10 protein-coding genes are annotated in these 15,418 nt (G+C 66.7%); 7 read left to right on the plus strand and 3 right to left on the minus strand.

Features of this window, described 5'->3' with window-relative positions:
• Positions 1-92 precede the first annotated feature (92 nt).
• A complete protein-coding gene (locus QP512_RS08385; RefSeq protein WP_286071691.1) occupies positions 93-2,936 on the plus strand; it encodes an EAL domain-containing protein in 2,844 nt (947 codons plus the stop codon).
• Positions 2,937-2,955: 19 nt separating this feature from the next.
• On the opposite strand, the gene QP512_RS08390 is transcribed toward QP512_RS08385, so the two are convergent.
• Together QP512_RS08390 and QP512_RS08395 are read right to left on the minus strand one after the other, a co-directional pair.
• Positions 2,956-3,549: a TIGR00730 family Rossman fold protein gene (locus tag QP512_RS08390; RefSeq protein ID WP_286071692.1), complete on the minus strand. Its 594-nt coding sequence runs from the start codon at positions 3,547-3,549 to the stop codon at positions 2,956-2,958.
• A gap of 316 nt (positions 3,550-3,865) precedes the next feature.
• Positions 3,866-5,362, minus strand: coding sequence for an aminotransferase class III-fold pyridoxal phosphate-dependent enzyme (locus QP512_RS08395; RefSeq protein WP_286071693.1), 1,497 nt, complete (start codon positions 5,360-5,362; stop codon positions 3,866-3,868).
• Between the two features lie 210 nt (positions 5,363-5,572).
• Between QP512_RS08395 and queA the strand changes: the two genes are divergently transcribed.
• The 6 genes from queA to fabV all read left to right on the plus strand — a co-directional run bounded on the left by queA (position 5,573) and on the right by fabV (position 13,152).
• Positions 5,573-6,640, plus strand: coding sequence for a tRNA preQ1(34) S-adenosylmethionine ribosyltransferase-isomerase QueA (gene queA, locus QP512_RS08400; RefSeq protein ID WP_286071694.1), 1,068 nt, complete (start codon positions 5,573-5,575; stop codon positions 6,638-6,640).
• Positions 6,641-6,737: 97 nt separating this feature from the next.
• A complete protein-coding gene (gene tgt / locus QP512_RS08405) occupies positions 6,738-7,868 on the plus strand; it encodes a tRNA guanosine(34) transglycosylase Tgt (protein ID WP_286071695.1) in 1,131 nt (376 codons plus the stop codon).
• A gap of 133 nt (positions 7,869-8,001) precedes the next feature.
• Positions 8,002-8,346 (plus strand): preprotein translocase subunit YajC, encoded by a 345-nt coding sequence (gene yajC, locus QP512_RS08410; RefSeq protein WP_006434333.1) that lies wholly within the window; start codon positions 8,002-8,004, stop codon positions 8,344-8,346.
• A 61-nt stretch (positions 8,347-8,407) separates the two neighbouring features.
• A complete protein-coding gene (secD, locus tag QP512_RS08415; RefSeq protein ID WP_286071696.1) occupies positions 8,408-10,264 on the plus strand; it encodes a protein translocase subunit SecD in 1,857 nt (618 codons plus the stop codon).
• 16 nt (positions 10,265-10,280) lie between these two features.
• Positions 10,281-11,261, plus strand: a complete 981-nt coding sequence (gene secF / locus QP512_RS08420; RefSeq protein WP_286071697.1) for a protein translocase subunit SecF — start codon at positions 10,281-10,283, stop codon at positions 11,259-11,261.
• Between the two features lie 631 nt (positions 11,262-11,892).
• Positions 11,893-13,152: an enoyl-ACP reductase FabV gene (gene fabV, locus QP512_RS08425; protein WP_286071698.1), complete on the plus strand. Its 1,260-nt coding sequence runs from the start codon at positions 11,893-11,895 to the stop codon at positions 13,150-13,152.
• Positions 13,153-13,290: 138 nt separating this feature from the next.
• Here the strand turns inward: fabV and QP512_RS08430 are convergent, their stop codons facing one another.
• Positions 13,291-15,360: an EAL domain-containing protein gene (locus QP512_RS08430; protein ID WP_286071699.1), complete on the minus strand. Its 2,070-nt coding sequence runs from the start codon at positions 15,358-15,360 to the stop codon at positions 13,291-13,293.
• Between the last annotated feature and the right edge of the window lie 58 nt (positions 15,361-15,418).

Raw genomic sequence — 15,418 nt, forward strand, 5'->3', positions numbered from 1 at the left:
GGGGTTTACGGGCTTCCATTGCCCCCCGGGTGGCGCGCTATGCTCGGCGGCTCAGGGGAGGCGCCGCTTAGACGGCGCCAAGAGATTGTCATTTGTCCACGCATGCAGAACCGGCGGAAGAGCCACCACACGAGGCCGTGCTGAGCACGGCGCTGGTGCGGGCGTTGCATGCGCTGCTGCCTGAATCGGCGGTGGTCCGGGTCGGTTGGGACGACCCGCAGCTGGGGCGTGGCCAGCGCGGCTGGCCCTCGGTCGTGAACGAAGGCGCCGCGTTCGTGGAACCCGGCGTTGGCGATGGCCAGCACGGTTGGGAGTACGACGGTGCACGGCTGCTGTTGTCGGTGGCCAATGCAGCGCCTTCGCCGGCCTGGTGGGGGCTGGCCCGGCAGGCGATGGAGCTGGCCCTGCAGCGCGGGCGACAGGCTGGGCAGATCAAGGCCCTGGAAGAGGCCGAGCGGCTGCAGCAGGCGTTGTTCCAGATCGCCGATCTGGCCGGCGCCGACCTGGAGATGGGCGAGATGCTGCGCCACGTGCACGGGGTGCTGGGCACGCTGATGTACGCGGAGAACTGCTACATCGTCGAGTACGACGACGCGCGCGACCAGATCCGCTTCCTGTACTTCGCCGACCAGGTGGATGACTTTGTTGCCGATCCCTCGCAGAGCCACGATGCCAGCGAGATGCCGCGCAGCCTGACCGTGGCGCTGCTGCGTCATGGCAAGCCGCTCAGTGGCCCGTCACGCGAGCTGCTGGCGCAGGTGGTGGAACAGGAGCACGACCCGCAGCGCGGCCCCGAAAGCCTGGACTGGCTGGGTGTGCCGATGCTGCGCGATGGCCGTGTCTGTGGCGCCATCGTGGTACAGAGCTATGAGCGTGCCGCCCGCTATGGCGAGGCCGAGCGCGCCCTGTTGGGGTTCGTCGCGCAGCACGTACAGACCGCGATGGACCGCCGCCAGGCGCAGGTACGGCTGGAGCAGCAGGTGGAGCGGCGCACCCAGGAGCTGCAGCGCGCCAACCGCAGCCTGCAGGACGAAGTAGCCGAACGGCGCCGTGCCGAGCAGCTGCAGACCGCGCTCTACAACATCGCCGAGATGGCGATGTCGGCCGACAGCCTGGCTCAGTTCTATGGCCAGGTGCACGGCGTGGTCGGGCGCCTGCTCGATGCGCGCAATTTCTACATCGCCCTGGTCAACGCCGCCGGTAACGGCCTGGACTTCGTGTATTCGGTGGACGAGCACAACGCCAGCCGCGCACCGCGGCCGTTCAGCCGCGGCCTGACCGAATACGTGGTGCGCAACCGGCGCCCGCTGCTGGCTTCGCGCGCGCAGATCGATGCCCTGCTGGCGGCCGGCGAAGTGCGCGAGCACGGTGCGCGCTCGCACTGCTGGCTGGGCGTGCCGCTGCTGCGCGACGACGAAGTGGTCGGCGCGATCGTGGTGCAGAGCTACAGCCAGAACAGCACTTTCAGCGTGCACGACCAGCGCCTGCTGACCTTCGTTGCGCAGAACATCGGTACCGGGCTGGCCCGCCAGCGCGACCAGCAGCGGCTGCGTTCGGCGCATGCCGAGCTGGAAAAGCGCGTGGAAGAACGCACCCGCGAACTGGCTGAAGTGAACGAGAAACTGCTTGGCCAGATCGGCGAGCGCCTGCGTGCGGAGCAGCGGCTGACCCACCAGGCCATGCACGATGCCCTGACCGGCCTGCCCAACCGCTTGCACCTGCTGGATCGGCTGCAGGACGCGCTGGCACTGGCCAAGCGTGAGGGCGGGCCGGTGTTCGCCGTTCTGTTCCTCGACCTTGACCGCTTCAAGCTGGTCAACGACAGCATCGGCCATGCCGCCGGTGATCGCATGCTGGTGGAGGTGGCCAAGCGCATCGTGTCGATGGCCGGTGCCGAGGACGTCGTTGCACGATTGGGCGGTGATGAGTTCGCGGTGCTGCTGCAGTGTCCGCAGGGCCTGGCGCAGGCGTTGGACTTCGGCCAGCGCCTGCTGCTGGCGTTGCAGGAATCGATGTGGATCGCCGGGCGCGAGCTGTTCCCGTCGGGCAGTCTCGGCATCGCCCTGTGGAATCCGCGCTACCGCACGGGTGAAGAACTGCTGCGCGATGCGGATGCGGCGATGTACCGGGCCAAGGCACAGGGCCATGATCGCTGCTCGATCTTCGACGAGGACATGCGCGAGGAAGCCATGCGCAGCCTGGACCTGGAAGCCGATCTGCGCCGTGCGATCAACAACCGCGACTTCCTGCCGTTCTACCAGCCGATCGTGCGCCTGTCCGACGGCGAAGTGGTCGGTCATGAGGCGCTGCTGCGTTGGCAGCACGAACGCCGTGGCCTGCTGCTGCCGGGCGCATTCCTGGAGCTGGGTGAAGAGAGCGGCCTGATCGAACAGGTCGACTGGCTGATCTACGAGCAGGTCATCGCAGGGCTGGCGCAGGGGGGCGAAGGCTACGTCTCGGTGAACGTCTCGCCCCGGCATTTCCGCTCCGCCGAGTTCAGTGACCGCCTGTTCGGACTGCTCGACAGCTGCGGTGCCGATCCGCGCCGGCTGCGGCTGGAGATCACCGAAGTGGCGCTGCTCGACGATGCCCCGCACACGCTGCGCATCCTGCAGGGCCTGCGCGAGCGCGGCATCCAGGTGCAGCTGGATGATTTCGGCACCGGCTTCTCGGCGCTGTCCTACCTGCACCGATTCCCGATCAGCACCTTGAAGATCGACCAGAGCTTCATCGCCGGCCTGCATGGCCCGGAAATGCAGAGCACGCGCGCGCTGGTCGAGGGCGTGCTGTCGCTGGCGCGTACGCTGGGCATCGAGACCATTGGCGAAGGCATCGAGACCGAGGCGCAGCGGAATACACTGCGTGAACTGGGTTGCGATTACGGCCAGGGGTATCTGCTGGGCCGGCCCGCACCGTGGGCGCACGCGGCAGCCTGAGCTGCCGCGTGCGGTTACCTCAACGCAGGGCGGCGCGGCGCTTTTCGTCGATCCACTTTGATGCCTGGGCCGGCTGGTAGTTCTTCATCCACACCAGCATTTCTTCGATGTCCGAGCCGTACCACAGGTCCTGGCGCTGGTCCGGGTGCAGGAAGCGTTCTTCCACCATGCGGTCGATCATGCCGATCAGCGGGGCGTAGAAGCCATCCACATCGAGGAAGGCGCAGGGCTTGTTGCCGATTCCCAGCTGGCGCCAGGTCAGCATCTCGAAGATCTCTTCCATGGTGCCGAAGCCGCCGGGCAGGGCGACGAAACCATCGGCCAGGTCGAACATGCGCGACTTGCGCTCATGCATCGAGCCGACGATTTCCAGTTCGGTCAGGCCGCGGTGGGCCACTTCCCAATCGGCCAGCTGGCGCGGGATCACGCCTGTCACCTCGCCACCGGCGGCGAGTACGGCATTGGCCACGGTGCCCATCAGGCCGACGTTGCCACCGCCGTACACCAGGCGCAGGCCGTCGCGGGCGATACGGTCGCCCAGCGCAATGGCGCGTTCGGTATAGGCCGGCTTGCTGCCAGCGTTGGAGCCGCAGTACACACAGATCGATTTCATGGATATTCCTGTTTCTTGGCCGGAAACGAAAACGCCCCGTCACCGACCAAAAGGCGGTCAGGGACGGGGTGTGCGCAGAGTATGAGGCCTTGAGAGGCCTTCTGTAGAGCCGAGCCATGCTCGGCTGCTCTTCGTTCAGGCCGCGACAAGCCCCTTTAGAGCCGAGCCATGCTCGGCTGCTCTTCGTTCAGATCGCGGCAATGTCCCAGCCGAGCATGGGCTATGCCGGTCGTCCTGCCCGGCACCCTCCGGGCCGTCGCCAGCGACGTTGGCAGCGGCTCCTGCCGCTGCCTTCGGCTCTACAAAAAGTGGGGGCTTACGCCGCCGCCGCCTGCTCGCGGCGCGGGCCTTCGCGCAGGGCGCGGCCGACCATGCCCACCAGCAGGTCCAGCTCCTGGCTGTCCATGCCGAAGTGCGGGGTGAAGCGCAGCGAGTTCTCGCCACCGTGGATCACGTTGATGCCGTGCTGGCGCAGCCATTCCTCGGTGGAGTTGGCACCGTAGCACTTGAACTGCGGGGCCAGCTCGCAGGAGAACAGCAGCCCGGTGCCCTGCACCTTGGTGATCAGGCCACCCAGCTCGCTCTGGAGCTGCTCCAGCTTGCGCACGGCCTCGGCACCGCGTTCGGCGATGTTGGCACGCACCTGCGGGGTCAGCTGGGCCAGCGTGGCGCAGGCCACGTCCAGCGCACGTGGGTTGCTGGTCATGGTGTTGCCGTAGATGCCCTTGCGGTACAGCTGCGCGGCATGCTCGGTCACCGCCAGCACCGACAGCGGGTACTGCGCGGCGTTGAGTGCCTTGGAGTAGGTCTCCATGTCCGGCGGGTCCAGGCCTTCGAAGCCCGGGTAGTCCACCACCGACAGCACGCCATGCGCGCGCAGGCCGGCCTGGATCGAGTCGATCAGCAGCAGGCTGCCGTGCGCATGGGTCAGCTCGCGGGCAACGGCATAGAACGCTGGCGGCACCGAACGGCCCGGGTCGCCTTCGCCCATCACCGGCTCCAGGAACACTGCCTCGATGAACCACTGGTTGCGTGCGGCATCCTCGAACACCTTGCGCAGGCCGGCCTCGTCGTAAGGCGCCACGGTGATCACCGAATCCTCGCCACGGTAGCTGGCCAGGTGCTGCATGTAGCTCTTGCGGCTGGAATCGGAATACAGGGCCGGGCGGTCGGTGCGGCCATGGAAGCTGCCCTTGACCACCACGCGCTTGATCGCGGCACCGGCGTGGCGTGCGCCGGGGTCGGTCTGCAGCTTGGCATTGACGTCGGCGATGCGCGCGGCCAGGCCGACCGCTTCGGAACCGGAATTCAGGCACATGAAACGGGCGAAGGGGCAGCCGCCACGGCGGTGGCCGATCTCGGCGCGCAGGGCAGTAATGAAGCGCTGCTGCGACAGGCTGGGCGTCATGATGTTGGCCATCACCTGCGGGCGGGCCATCGCCTCCAGCACGGCATCCGGGGTATGCCCGAAGCCGAGCATGCCGTAGCCGCCGGCGTCATACAGCACGGCGCCCTTCAGGGTGACCACCCACGGGCCGCGCGCGGCCAGCGCCACGTAGGGCGTCACCGCGTCATCGGCGTAGAAATTGACGAAGCCGTCCTGCATCGCGTCGATCTGCGCCTGTTCGTCCTGCGCCAGCAGCGGCCCCAGGTCGGCCTGCACGCGCGCGAATTCCTCGGCAGCGGCGTCCACCGCGGCGATCAGCTGCGGGTGGTGGGCGGACAGGGCGGTCAGGGTGGCGTCGTCCAGGCCGGTGGTGAGGCGGGTGCCGGGCTGGCTGCGCAGGGGGGCGAGGCGTTCGATGAAGCTCATTGCAGATCTCCTGAAACAATGGGTCGCACGGGTCTTCAAAAGCAAAACGCGCGTCATCACGCGCGCTTGGGGCAGGCTCGTGCAGCGGACTTCCAACTCGATGCTAGCACTTGTTTTTTTGCGCGATAACCCCGCAGAAACCTGCTGCATAGCAGCATTTTGCGCGACGTTCGCCGCGAAGCGCACCGGCTCGCAGACGCTGGACGTACAATGCGCGCCATTGTCGACCTGTTGCCGCCCACCGCCTTGAAGAAGTCCGATTTCCATTACGACCTGCCGGCTGAACTGATCGCGCAGGCTCCTCTGGCCGAACGTTCCGCCAGCCGACTGATGCTGGTGCCACCGGCACCGGCCGCCTTCACCGATCTGCAGGTGCGCGACCTGCCGTCGCTGCTGCAGCGGGGCGACCTGCTGGTGTTCAACGACACCCGGGTGATCCCGGCGCGCCTGTTCGGGCAGAAGGCCAGCGGTGGCCGCGTGGAGATCCTGATCGAGCGCCTGCTCGGCGGCCAGCAGGCCCGAGCGCAGGTCGGCGCCAGCAAGTCGCCCAAGGCGGGCAGCCGCATCGCCCTGGACGCCGGTGGCGAAGCCGAGGTGCTGGGCCGCGACGGCGAGTTCTACGTGCTGCAGTTCCATGTGCCCGAGTCGCTGGAACAGTGGCTGCTGCACGCCGGCCGCCTGCCGCTGCCGCCCTACATCCAGCGCGAGCCGGGCGTAGATGACCGTGAGCGCTACCAGACCGTGTTCGCGCGCGAAGTGGGCGCGGTGGCGGCACCGACCGCTGGCCTGCATTTCGACGAGCCGCTGCTGGCGGCGCTGAAGGCCAAGGGCGTGGAGTTCGGCCACGTCACCCTGCATGTCGGCGCCGGTACCTTCCAGCCGGTGCGCGCCGATGACCTGAAGGACCACGTGATGCACCGCGAGTGGCTGAACGTGGGCGCTGAGCTGGTGCAGCAGGTGCGGCGCACGCGCGCGGCCGGCGGCCGGGTGATCGGCGTCGGCACCACCGTGGTGCGCGCGCTGGAGAGCGCGATGCGCGATGGCGAACTGTTGCCGTTTGCCGGCGAGACCCAGATCTTCATCACCCCGGGCTACCGCATTCGCAGCGTCGACGCGATGGTGACCAACTTCCACCTGCCGGAAAGCACGCTGCTGATGATGATCTCCGCGTTCGCCGGCAAGGAAAGGGTGTTCGAGGCGTACCAGCACGCGATCGAGCAGCGCTACCGCTTCTTCAGCTACGGCGACGCCATGCTGCTGTTCCCGCAGGCGGGGTAGGGGGCCCTGGGAGCGGCGGGCCCCCTGTGGGTGCGCACCTTGGTGCGCACGCCTTCTTGGGAGACAATAGGCAACTATTTGCCTGAACGACCGCTCCATGTCCCGACTGCAGTTCCAGCTCAAGACCCGCGACGGCCGTGCCCGCCGTGGCCGCCTGACTTTCCCGCGTGGCACGGTGGAAACGCCGGCCTTCATGCCGGTGGGAACCTATGGCTCGGTCAAGGGCATCCTGCCGGACCAGGTGCGCGCGCTGGGCGCCGAGATCATCCTCGGCAACACCTTCCACCTGTATCTGCGCCCGGGCCTTGACATCATCGCCGACCACGGCGGCCTGCACGGCTTCTGCCGCTGGGATGGCCCGATCCTGACCGACTCCGGCGGCTTCCAGGTGTTCTCGCTGGCCCACCGCCGCAAGATCACCGAGCAGGGCGTGACCTTCGCCTCGCCGACCGACGGTGCCCGCGTGTTCCTGGGCCCGGAGGAGAGCATGAAGATCCAGAAGGTGCTCGATTCGGACGTGGTGATGATCTTCGATGAGTGCACCCCGTACCCGGCCACCGAGGACGTCGCCCGCCGCTCGATGGAGCTGAGCCTGCGCTGGGCCCAGCGCAGCCGCAACGCGCATGACGAGCTGGGCAATGACGCGGCCCTGTTCGGCATCGTCCAGGGCGGTGTGCACACCGATCTGCGCAGCCGCTCGGCCGAGGCCCTGCAGGCGATCGGCTTCGATGGCTATGCCATCGGCGGCCTGGCCGTGGGCGAGCCGGAAGACGAGCGCAATGCCATGCTCGACCACCTGGACCCGGAACTGCCCAGCGACCGCCCGCGCTACCTGATGGGCGTGGGCCGGCCGGAAGACCTGGTCGAGGGCGTGGCCCGCGGCGTGGACATGTTCGACTGCGTGATGCCGACCCGCAACGCGCGCAACGGCCACTATTTCACCTCGTTCGGCACCGTCCGCATCCGCAACTCGCAGTACGCGCGCGACATGGACCCGATCGAGCCGGGCTGCGGCTGCGTAGCCTGCACCGGCGGCTACACCCGCTCCTACCTGCGCCACCTGGACCGCTGCAACGAGATGCTGGCACCGATGCTGGGCACCCTGCACAACCTGTTCTATTACGAAAAGCTCATGGCCGACATCCGCGCGGCGATCGAGGCGGGAACCTTCCTGGCCTTCCGTGAGTCTTTCTACGCGGCACGCGGAGCGGTCGCGCCGGCCCTGTAACCCGGACGCCCCCTGCCAAACGGCCCAAGGACGAACGCCCGGGGCCGTGGCATACTTCAAGGCTGACCCAGATCCGCGGTCGACACCCCCGCCCCTGAAGGGACGGGAGCGCCGCCCAACCAAAGGACCAACGATGAACCTGCTTGCCTTCCTGATTCCCGCCGCCCACGCCCAGGCCGCCGGCGGCCAACCGCAGGGCATGGGCCTGACCACGCTGCTGTTCCCGATCATCCTGATCGCCATCATGTACTTCCTGATGATCCGCCCGCAGATGAAGCGGCAGAAGGAGCACAAGGCCATGCTGGAGAAGATCAAGCGCGGCGACGAAGTGCTGACCAACGGCGGCATCGCCGGCATCGTCACCGACATCGGCGACAACTTCATCACCATCGAAGTGGCTGACAACGTGCGCATCCGCGTGCAGAAGGGCGCTGTCGGCAACGTGCTGCCGGCCGGTACCCTGAAGTCGGCCCAGTAAGCCACCCCCTTTCCGATGCACAACCGCGGCGCCGGGGATGGCGCCGCGCGGGACCCAAGCAATGCTCGAATTTCCACGCTGGAAGTACGTCGTCATCCTGATCGTACTGGCGCTCAGCGCGCTGTACGCGCTGCCCAACATCTACCAGAAGGACCCGGCCGTCCAGATCACCGCCAACCGTGGCGGGCAGGTCGACGACGCGCTGCGCGACCGTGTGCTGGCCGACCTGAAGAAGGCCGGTATCACCCCCGTCGGTGCCGAGAAGGAAGGGGAGAGCCTGATCGTCCGCCTGCCGGACCTGAAGGCGCAGTCCGCCGCCAGCGACGCCCTGCGTGACACCGTCGGCGAGAAGTACACCGTGGCCCTGAACCTGGCCTCGACCGTGCCGGACTGGCTGGCCAACCTCGGCGGTCGCCCGATGGTGCTGGGCCTGGACCTGCAGGGCGGCGTGCACTTCGTGCTGCAGGTCGACCAGAAGGCTGCCCTGGACAAGCGTCTGGACGCCTACACCGAAGACGTGCGCAGCACCCTGCGTGACGCGCGCATCGCCTACCAGTCGGTGGAGCGTCGCGCCGACAACAGCATCGTGGCCAACCTCAGCCCGTCGGCCGGCGATGATGCCGCGCAGCGTGCCCGCGCGGCCCTGGTCAAGGCGCAGCCGACTCTCGGCTACGACGTCAGCGGCAATCGCATCACGGTCACCGTGCCGGAAACCGAGATCACCCAGATCGCCAACGGCGCCATCGAGCAGAACATCAACACCCTGCGCAACCGCGTGAACCAGCTGGGTGTGGCCGAGCCGATCATCCAGCGCCAGGGTGCCGACCGCGTGGTCGTGCAGCTGCCGGGCGTGCAGGACACCGCTGAAGCCAAGCGCATGATCGGTGCTACTGCCACGCTGGAATACCGTGCGGTGGTCGAGGGCAATGCGCAGGACGCCATCGCCTCCGGCCGTATCCCGCCGGAAGCCAAGGTCTACCAGCAGCGCGACGGCCGGGGCCCGATCCTGCTGAACAAGCGCGTGATCGTCACCGGTGACCAGATGGTCGGTGCGCAGGCCGTGACCGATTCGAACAGCGGTTCGCCGGCGGTCAGCGTGACGCTGAACAACGTCGGCGGCCAGCGCATGTTCGACTTCACCAGCGCCAACGTGAACAAGCCGATGGCGGTGGTCTACACCGAGCGCGTGCCGACCGTGACCGTCGTCGACGGCCAGGAAGTGCGTGGCTTCAAGGTCAACGAGGAAGTGATCTCGGTGGCCAACATCAACGGCGTGTTCGGCAAGAACTTCCAGACCACCGGCCTGCAGAAGAAGGAAGCCGAGGACCTGGCCAAGCTGCTGAAGTCCGGCTCGCTGGCCGCGCCGATGGACTTCGTCGAAGAGCGCGTGGTCGGCCCGAGCCTGGGTGCCGAGAACGTCAAGAACGGTATGCGCGCGGTCGTGTTCGCATTCCTGTTCACCCTGGTGTTCTTCAGCGTGTACTACCGCATGTTCGGTGTGATCACCTCGGCGGCGATGCTGTTCAACCTGCTGATCGTGGTGGCGGTGATGTCGCTGTTCGGCGCGACCATGACCCTGCCGGGCTTCGCCGGCCTGGCGTTGTCGGTCGGCCTGTCGGTGGACGCCAACGTGCTGATCAACGAGCGTATCCGTGAAGAACTGCGTGCCGGCGTGCCGGGCAAGACCGCGATCGTGACTGGTTACGAGCGCGCCTCCGGCACCATCCTCGACGCCAACCTGACCGGCCTGATCGTCGGTGTGGCGCTGTTCGCATTCGGTACCGGTCCGCTGAAGGGCTTCGCGCTGACCATGATCATCGGTATTTTCGCCTCCATGTTCACTGCGATCACCGTGTCGCGTGCGCTGGCGACGCTGATCTACGGCCGTCGCAAGAAGCTCCAGAACGTGGCCATCTGACGGGACGACACGCACAATGAAACTGTTTCCGCTGCACATCCTCCCGAACGACACCAAGATCGACTTCATGCGCTGGCGCCATGTCGCCATGGCAGTCACCATCGTGGTGTTCCTGGCCTCGATTGCCATCATCGGCATCAAGGGCTTCAACTACGCACTGGACTTCACCGGCGGCACGCTGATCGAAGCGCGCTTCGACAAGCCGGTGGACGTCGAGCAGGTCCGTACCAAGCTGGAGCAGAATGGCTTCGACGGTGCCCAGGTGCAGAGCGTCGGTGGCAACACCGACCTGCTGATCCGCCTGGCGCCGCACGGCGAACATGCTCCGGGCACGGGTGCTGCCGCCAGCGAAGACAAGGCCACCGCTGCAGCCGTGGTGAAGGCGCTGTCCACGGCCGACAACCAGGCCACCGTGCTGCGCAACGAGTTCGTGGGCCCGCAGATCGGCAAGGACCTGGCGATGAATGGCCTGTACGCCACCATCTTCATGCTGGCCGGCTTCCTGATCTACATCGCGGTGCGCTTCGAATGGAAGTTCGCGGTCACCGCCAGCATCGTGGCCATGTTCGACCTGATCGTGACGGTGGCTTACGTGTCCCTGCTGGGCCGTGAGTTCGACCTGACCGTGCTGGCCGGCCTGCTGTCGGTGATGGGCTTTGCGATCAACGACATCATCGTGGTCTTCGACCGCGTCCGCGAGAACTTCCGCAGCCTGCGCGTGGACTCGATGGAAGTGCTGAACCGTTCGATCAACCAGACGCTGTCGCGTACGGTGATCACCGCGGTGATGTTCTTCCTGTCCGCGCTGGCCCTGTACCTGTACGGCGGCAGCTCGATGGAAGGCCTGGCCGAGACGCACATGATCGGTGCGGTGATCGTGGTGCTGTCCTCGATCCTGGTGGCGGTGCCGATGCTGACGATCGGCTTCCTGCGCGTGAGCAAGCAGGATCTGCTGCCGAAGGCGAAGGACGTCGAGGCCCTGGCCCGTCGCCCGTAATTGCCTGCTGCATGCAGCACACAGAGAACCCCGCGCAAGCGGGGTTTTTTGTTGGCAGGGCTGGTACGCGTCATCGCATGCGCGCTGTCGCTCCCACGCTTCGCTGCGCGAACCGTGGGCCCCACTTACCAGCTCCCAGACCCCCGCCGCTTCGCGGCCGCCCCCTGACTCAGGGGGCTCTGCCCCAGATCATTTCCTGCGGCTGTTGGTAGGTGTCGACCTTGGTCGACACATCTGTCAGATACCGAATGAATTCAATCGTGTCGACCAAGGTCGACACCCACCAGAGCAGAATGCGGTTCCGACAGATCGCGGAAAACTGTCGAAGGCGGGGTGGGTCCGGTTGCGGGGGTGTCTGCGGCATGGATGCCGCGGCCAAGCCCCCAAGGATGGGTTTACGGCGTCCCCCGCAACCGGATCCACCCCGCCAACCCACAGGAACCGAGCTTCTGCCGTTGACGTTGCCTCTGCGGGTGCAGGGTGCAACCCTGCAGAACAAGCACCACCCTACGCCGGCGTCGGTTGTGCAATCGTGCCCCGCGCACTACGATCCTGCGGTTCGCGCGCGCAGGCGCGCGCCCATATTCCTGCTGAGCGCCCCGTGCGCCGCATCTGCCAACCCGAGGTATCCATGGTCATCAAACCGCGCGTCCGCGGCTTCATCTGCGTCACCACCCACCCGATCGGCTGCGAAGCCGCGGTCAAGCAGCAGATCGACTACATCCGCGCGCGCCCGCCGATCCAGAACGGCCCCAAGCGCGTGCTGATCATCGGCGCGTCCACCGGTTACGGCCTGGCGGCGCGCATCACCGCCGCGTTCGGCAGCGGCGCCGAGACCCTGGGCATCTTCTTCGAGCGCCCCGGCACTGAGTCCAAGCCGGGCACTGCCGGTTGGTACAACTCGGCCGCGTTCCACAAGTACGCCGACGAAGCCGGCCTGTACGCCAAGAGCATCAACGGCGATGCCTTCTCCGATGAAGTGAAGGCCAGGACCATCGAGATGATCAAGGCCGATCTTGGCCAGGTCGACCAGGTGGTCTACAGCCTGGCTGCGCCGCGCCGCAAGCATCCGAAGACCGGTGAGATCATCAGCTCCACGCTGAAGCCGATCGGTGAGCCGATCACCCTGCGCGGCCTGGATACCGACAAGGAAGTGCTGACCGAAACCCATCTGCAGCCGGCCACTCCGGAAGAAATCGCCGGTACCGTTGCGGTGATGGGCGGCGAAGACTGGCAGATGTGGATCGACGCGCTGGCCGATGCCGGCGTGCTGGCCAACGGCTGCACCACCACCGCCTTCACCTACGTGGGCGAAGAGATCACCCAGGCCATCTACTGGAACGGCTCGATCGGCGCCGCCAAGAAGGATCTGGACAACAAGGTGCTGGGCCTGCGCGAGAAGCTGGCGAAAATCGGTGGCGACGCGCGCGTGTCGGTGCTGAAGGCGGTGGTCACCCAGGCCAGCTCGGCCATTCCGACCATGCCGCTGTACCTGTCGCTGCTGTTCAAGGTAATGAAGGAGAAGGGCACCCACGAAGGCTGCATTGAGCAGCTCGACGTGCTGTACGACATCCTCTACGGCGGCAAGACCGACGGCGTGGCGATCGATCGCCTGCGACAGGATCTGGTCGATGGTGATGGCCATACCGTCGCGCTGGTCGACGAGGAAGGGCGCCTGCGTGCCGACTACAAGGAAATGGCGGCGGACGTGCAGGGCAAGGTGGTCGCGCTGTGGCCGCAGGTGACCAACGAGAACCTGTACGAGATCAGCGACCTGGCCGGTTACAAGGCCGATTTCCTGCGTCTGTTCGGCTTCGGTGTGGAGGGCGTCGACTACGAGGCCGACGTCAACCCGGACGTGAAGATCGACAACCTGGTCGACATGACCTGATCAATGAAAAGGCCGGCGAATGCCGGCCTTCTCGTTTGTGTAGAGCCGAGCCATGCTCGGCTGCTCTTCGCTTGAGTCCCGCAGCCGATCTTCGCTTGAGTCCCGCAGCCGAGCGTGGCTCGGCTCTACAGAGAGGCGTCACCCAAACTCGAACCCCATCTCCGGCAATGCCGGGCCGACGAAGTCGCCCTGCACGTAGTCCACGCCGGCACTGAACAGCAGGGTCATCGAATTGGCGTCGCTGACGAACTCGGCGATGGTGCGGATGCCGGCTTCCTGCGCGCGTGCGGTGATCTGGCTGATGCGGTCGATGTTTTCGCGGGTGGCCGCCAGATCGCTGGTGAAACCGCGGTCCAGCTTGAGGAACTGCGGCTGGAAGTGGGCCAGCAGCTGGAACGAATCCAACCCCGAACCAAACTGCTCCAGGCCGATGCGGCAACCCAGCGGCGCCACTTCGGCAAGGAACTGCTGTGCACTGCGCAGGTGAGTGAACACCTTCGCTTCCGGGGCATGCAGCCACAGCCGTTCGCCGGGTACACCCTGCGCCTGCAGTTCGCGCCGCAGGGTGGCGATCATCTGCGGGTCGTCGAACGATTCCGGCGTCACCTTCACCAGCACCTGGGTGGCATGGCCCTGGCGCGCACGCTGGCCCAGCACTGCGATGGCCTGCGAAACCACCCAGCGGTTGATGTCGGCCAGCAGGCCGTGCTCCTCGGCGATGCCCAGGAACGCGGTGGGGCTCAACAGCTCGCCGTTGTGCTCCAGGCGCAGGTAGGCCTCGTACAGTTCCAGCGGCTCGCCCTGCAGGTTCAGCACCGGCTGGTAGTGCAGCTGGAAGCCGTCGCCGGCCAGCGCTTCACGGATGCGCGCGACCCAGCGCAGCACGCGTTCTTCCTCGACGCGGTCGGCGGCGGCCGGGTCGAAGATGCGGCAGGTATTGCCCAGTTCGGCGGCAGCCTGCGTACATTCGCTGGCACGCGCCAGCACCTGGCCGATGCTGGCGATCTTCTCGCCCACCTGCACGCCACCGATGCTGACCGTTACCGTGGCCGAGCGCGCGCCGATGCTGAAGACGTGCGCGGCATAGGCTTCGCGGATGCGATCTGCCAGCGCCACGGTCTGTGCGTAGGGCCCGGCCTGCAGCACGGCGAAATTGTGTTCACCGAAGCGGGCCAGCTGTGCATCCTCGCCGACCACCTCGGCCAGCAGGGCGGCAAGGGCACCGATCAGGGTGTCGGCCGATGCCAGGCCGATATCCGGCAACAGGCGTGCGTAGTGGTCAGGCTCGATCAGCAGCAGGCCGAACTGGCCCTCGCTGCGCCCGGCCTGGGCCACTGCGCTTTCCAGCTGCAGCATGAAGGTCGGTCGGTTGAGCAGCCCGGTGACCTGGTCGCGCTGGCGCAGGTCCTCGACCTCACGCGCCAGTTCCGGGTCGAACTCCATGCGGCGGCGGAGCACCACCTGCAGGCAGGATTCGCCCTCGTAGGTGGCGGCGGTGAATTCCATCGTCGCCGGGAACGCGCTGCCATCTTCGTGGCGTGCATCGAGCTGGTACTGCGGCGGCGGCGCCTCGCCACGGCTGAGGCCCTTCAGCAGCTGCTTGAAGCCTTCCACGTGCTGCGCGGCGACCATGTCCAGCAGCGAGATCCCCTCGATGTCGTCGAAATGCTCGTAACCGAACATTTCCAGATAGGCGTCGTTGGCGCGGATGTGCATGCCCTCATGCACGTAGGCGATGGGATCCCGCGAAGAGGCGATCAGCGCATCGCAGCGGCGCTCGGTCTCGCGCATCTGCGCCTCGATACGGCGCAGGCCACGCCGTGCCTGCAGGTCCACCCACTGGTCGCGGACCACGGCCAGCAGGTGCTCGGGGCGCTGGCGCAGGGCGAGGGCGCGGATGCCGTGACTGCTGGCCTGTACCAGCTCGTCCTCGTCGATGCGTTCGGCCAGCAGCACCAGCGGGATGTCCTTGCCGCTGGCGGCAATGTGCTGGGCCACCAGCGGCAGCGGAATACCCGGCGAGGGCGAAGCCAGCACCAGGTCGATGGCCTGGCTGGACAGCACCTGGGCCAGCTCGGCGGCATCCTGCGGGCGCCACGGGCGCACCGCGATGCCGCTGTTGCGCAGGGTGCTGACGATGGCTTCGGCATTCTCGCCGCTGTCATCGACGATCAGCAGGCGGATGGTGATGTCGTTCGCGTTCTGCATGCACTGCTCCCCAATCTGCGAAACTAGATACACGATGCGCGGCGAACCGTCCATGCGC

This window comes from Stenotrophomonas sp. 57 (assembly GCF_030291075.1).
Lineage (GTDB): Bacteria > Pseudomonadota > Gammaproteobacteria > Xanthomonadales > Xanthomonadaceae > Stenotrophomonas.

Excerpts from the sequence above, each read along its gene's own strand:
- QP512_RS08390 (WP_286071692.1), bottom strand. The coding sequence starts at position 3,549 with ATGAAATCGATCTGTGTGTACTGCGGCTCCAACGCTGGCAGCAAGCCG.
- QP512_RS08395 (WP_286071693.1), bottom strand. The coding sequence starts at position 5,362 with ATGAGCTTCATCGAACGCCTCGCCCCCCTGCGCAGCCAGCCCGGCACC.
- queA (WP_286071694.1), top strand. The coding sequence starts at position 5,573 with ATGCGCGCCATTGTCGACCTGTTGCCGCCCACCGCCTTGAAGAAGTCC.
- tgt (WP_286071695.1), top strand. The coding sequence starts at position 6,738 with ATGTCCCGACTGCAGTTCCAGCTCAAGACCCGCGACGGCCGTGCCCGC.
- yajC (WP_006434333.1), top strand. The coding sequence starts at position 8,002 with ATGAACCTGCTTGCCTTCCTGATTCCCGCCGCCCACGCCCAGGCCGCC.
- secD (WP_286071696.1), top strand. The coding sequence starts at position 8,408 with ATGCTCGAATTTCCACGCTGGAAGTACGTCGTCATCCTGATCGTACTG.
- secF (WP_286071697.1), top strand. The coding sequence starts at position 10,281 with ATGAAACTGTTTCCGCTGCACATCCTCCCGAACGACACCAAGATCGAC.
- fabV (WP_286071698.1), top strand. The coding sequence starts at position 11,893 with ATGGTCATCAAACCGCGCGTCCGCGGCTTCATCTGCGTCACCACCCAC.
- QP512_RS08430 (WP_286071699.1), bottom strand. The coding sequence starts at position 15,360 with ATGCAGAACGCGAACGACATCACCATCCGCCTGCTGATCGTCGATGAC.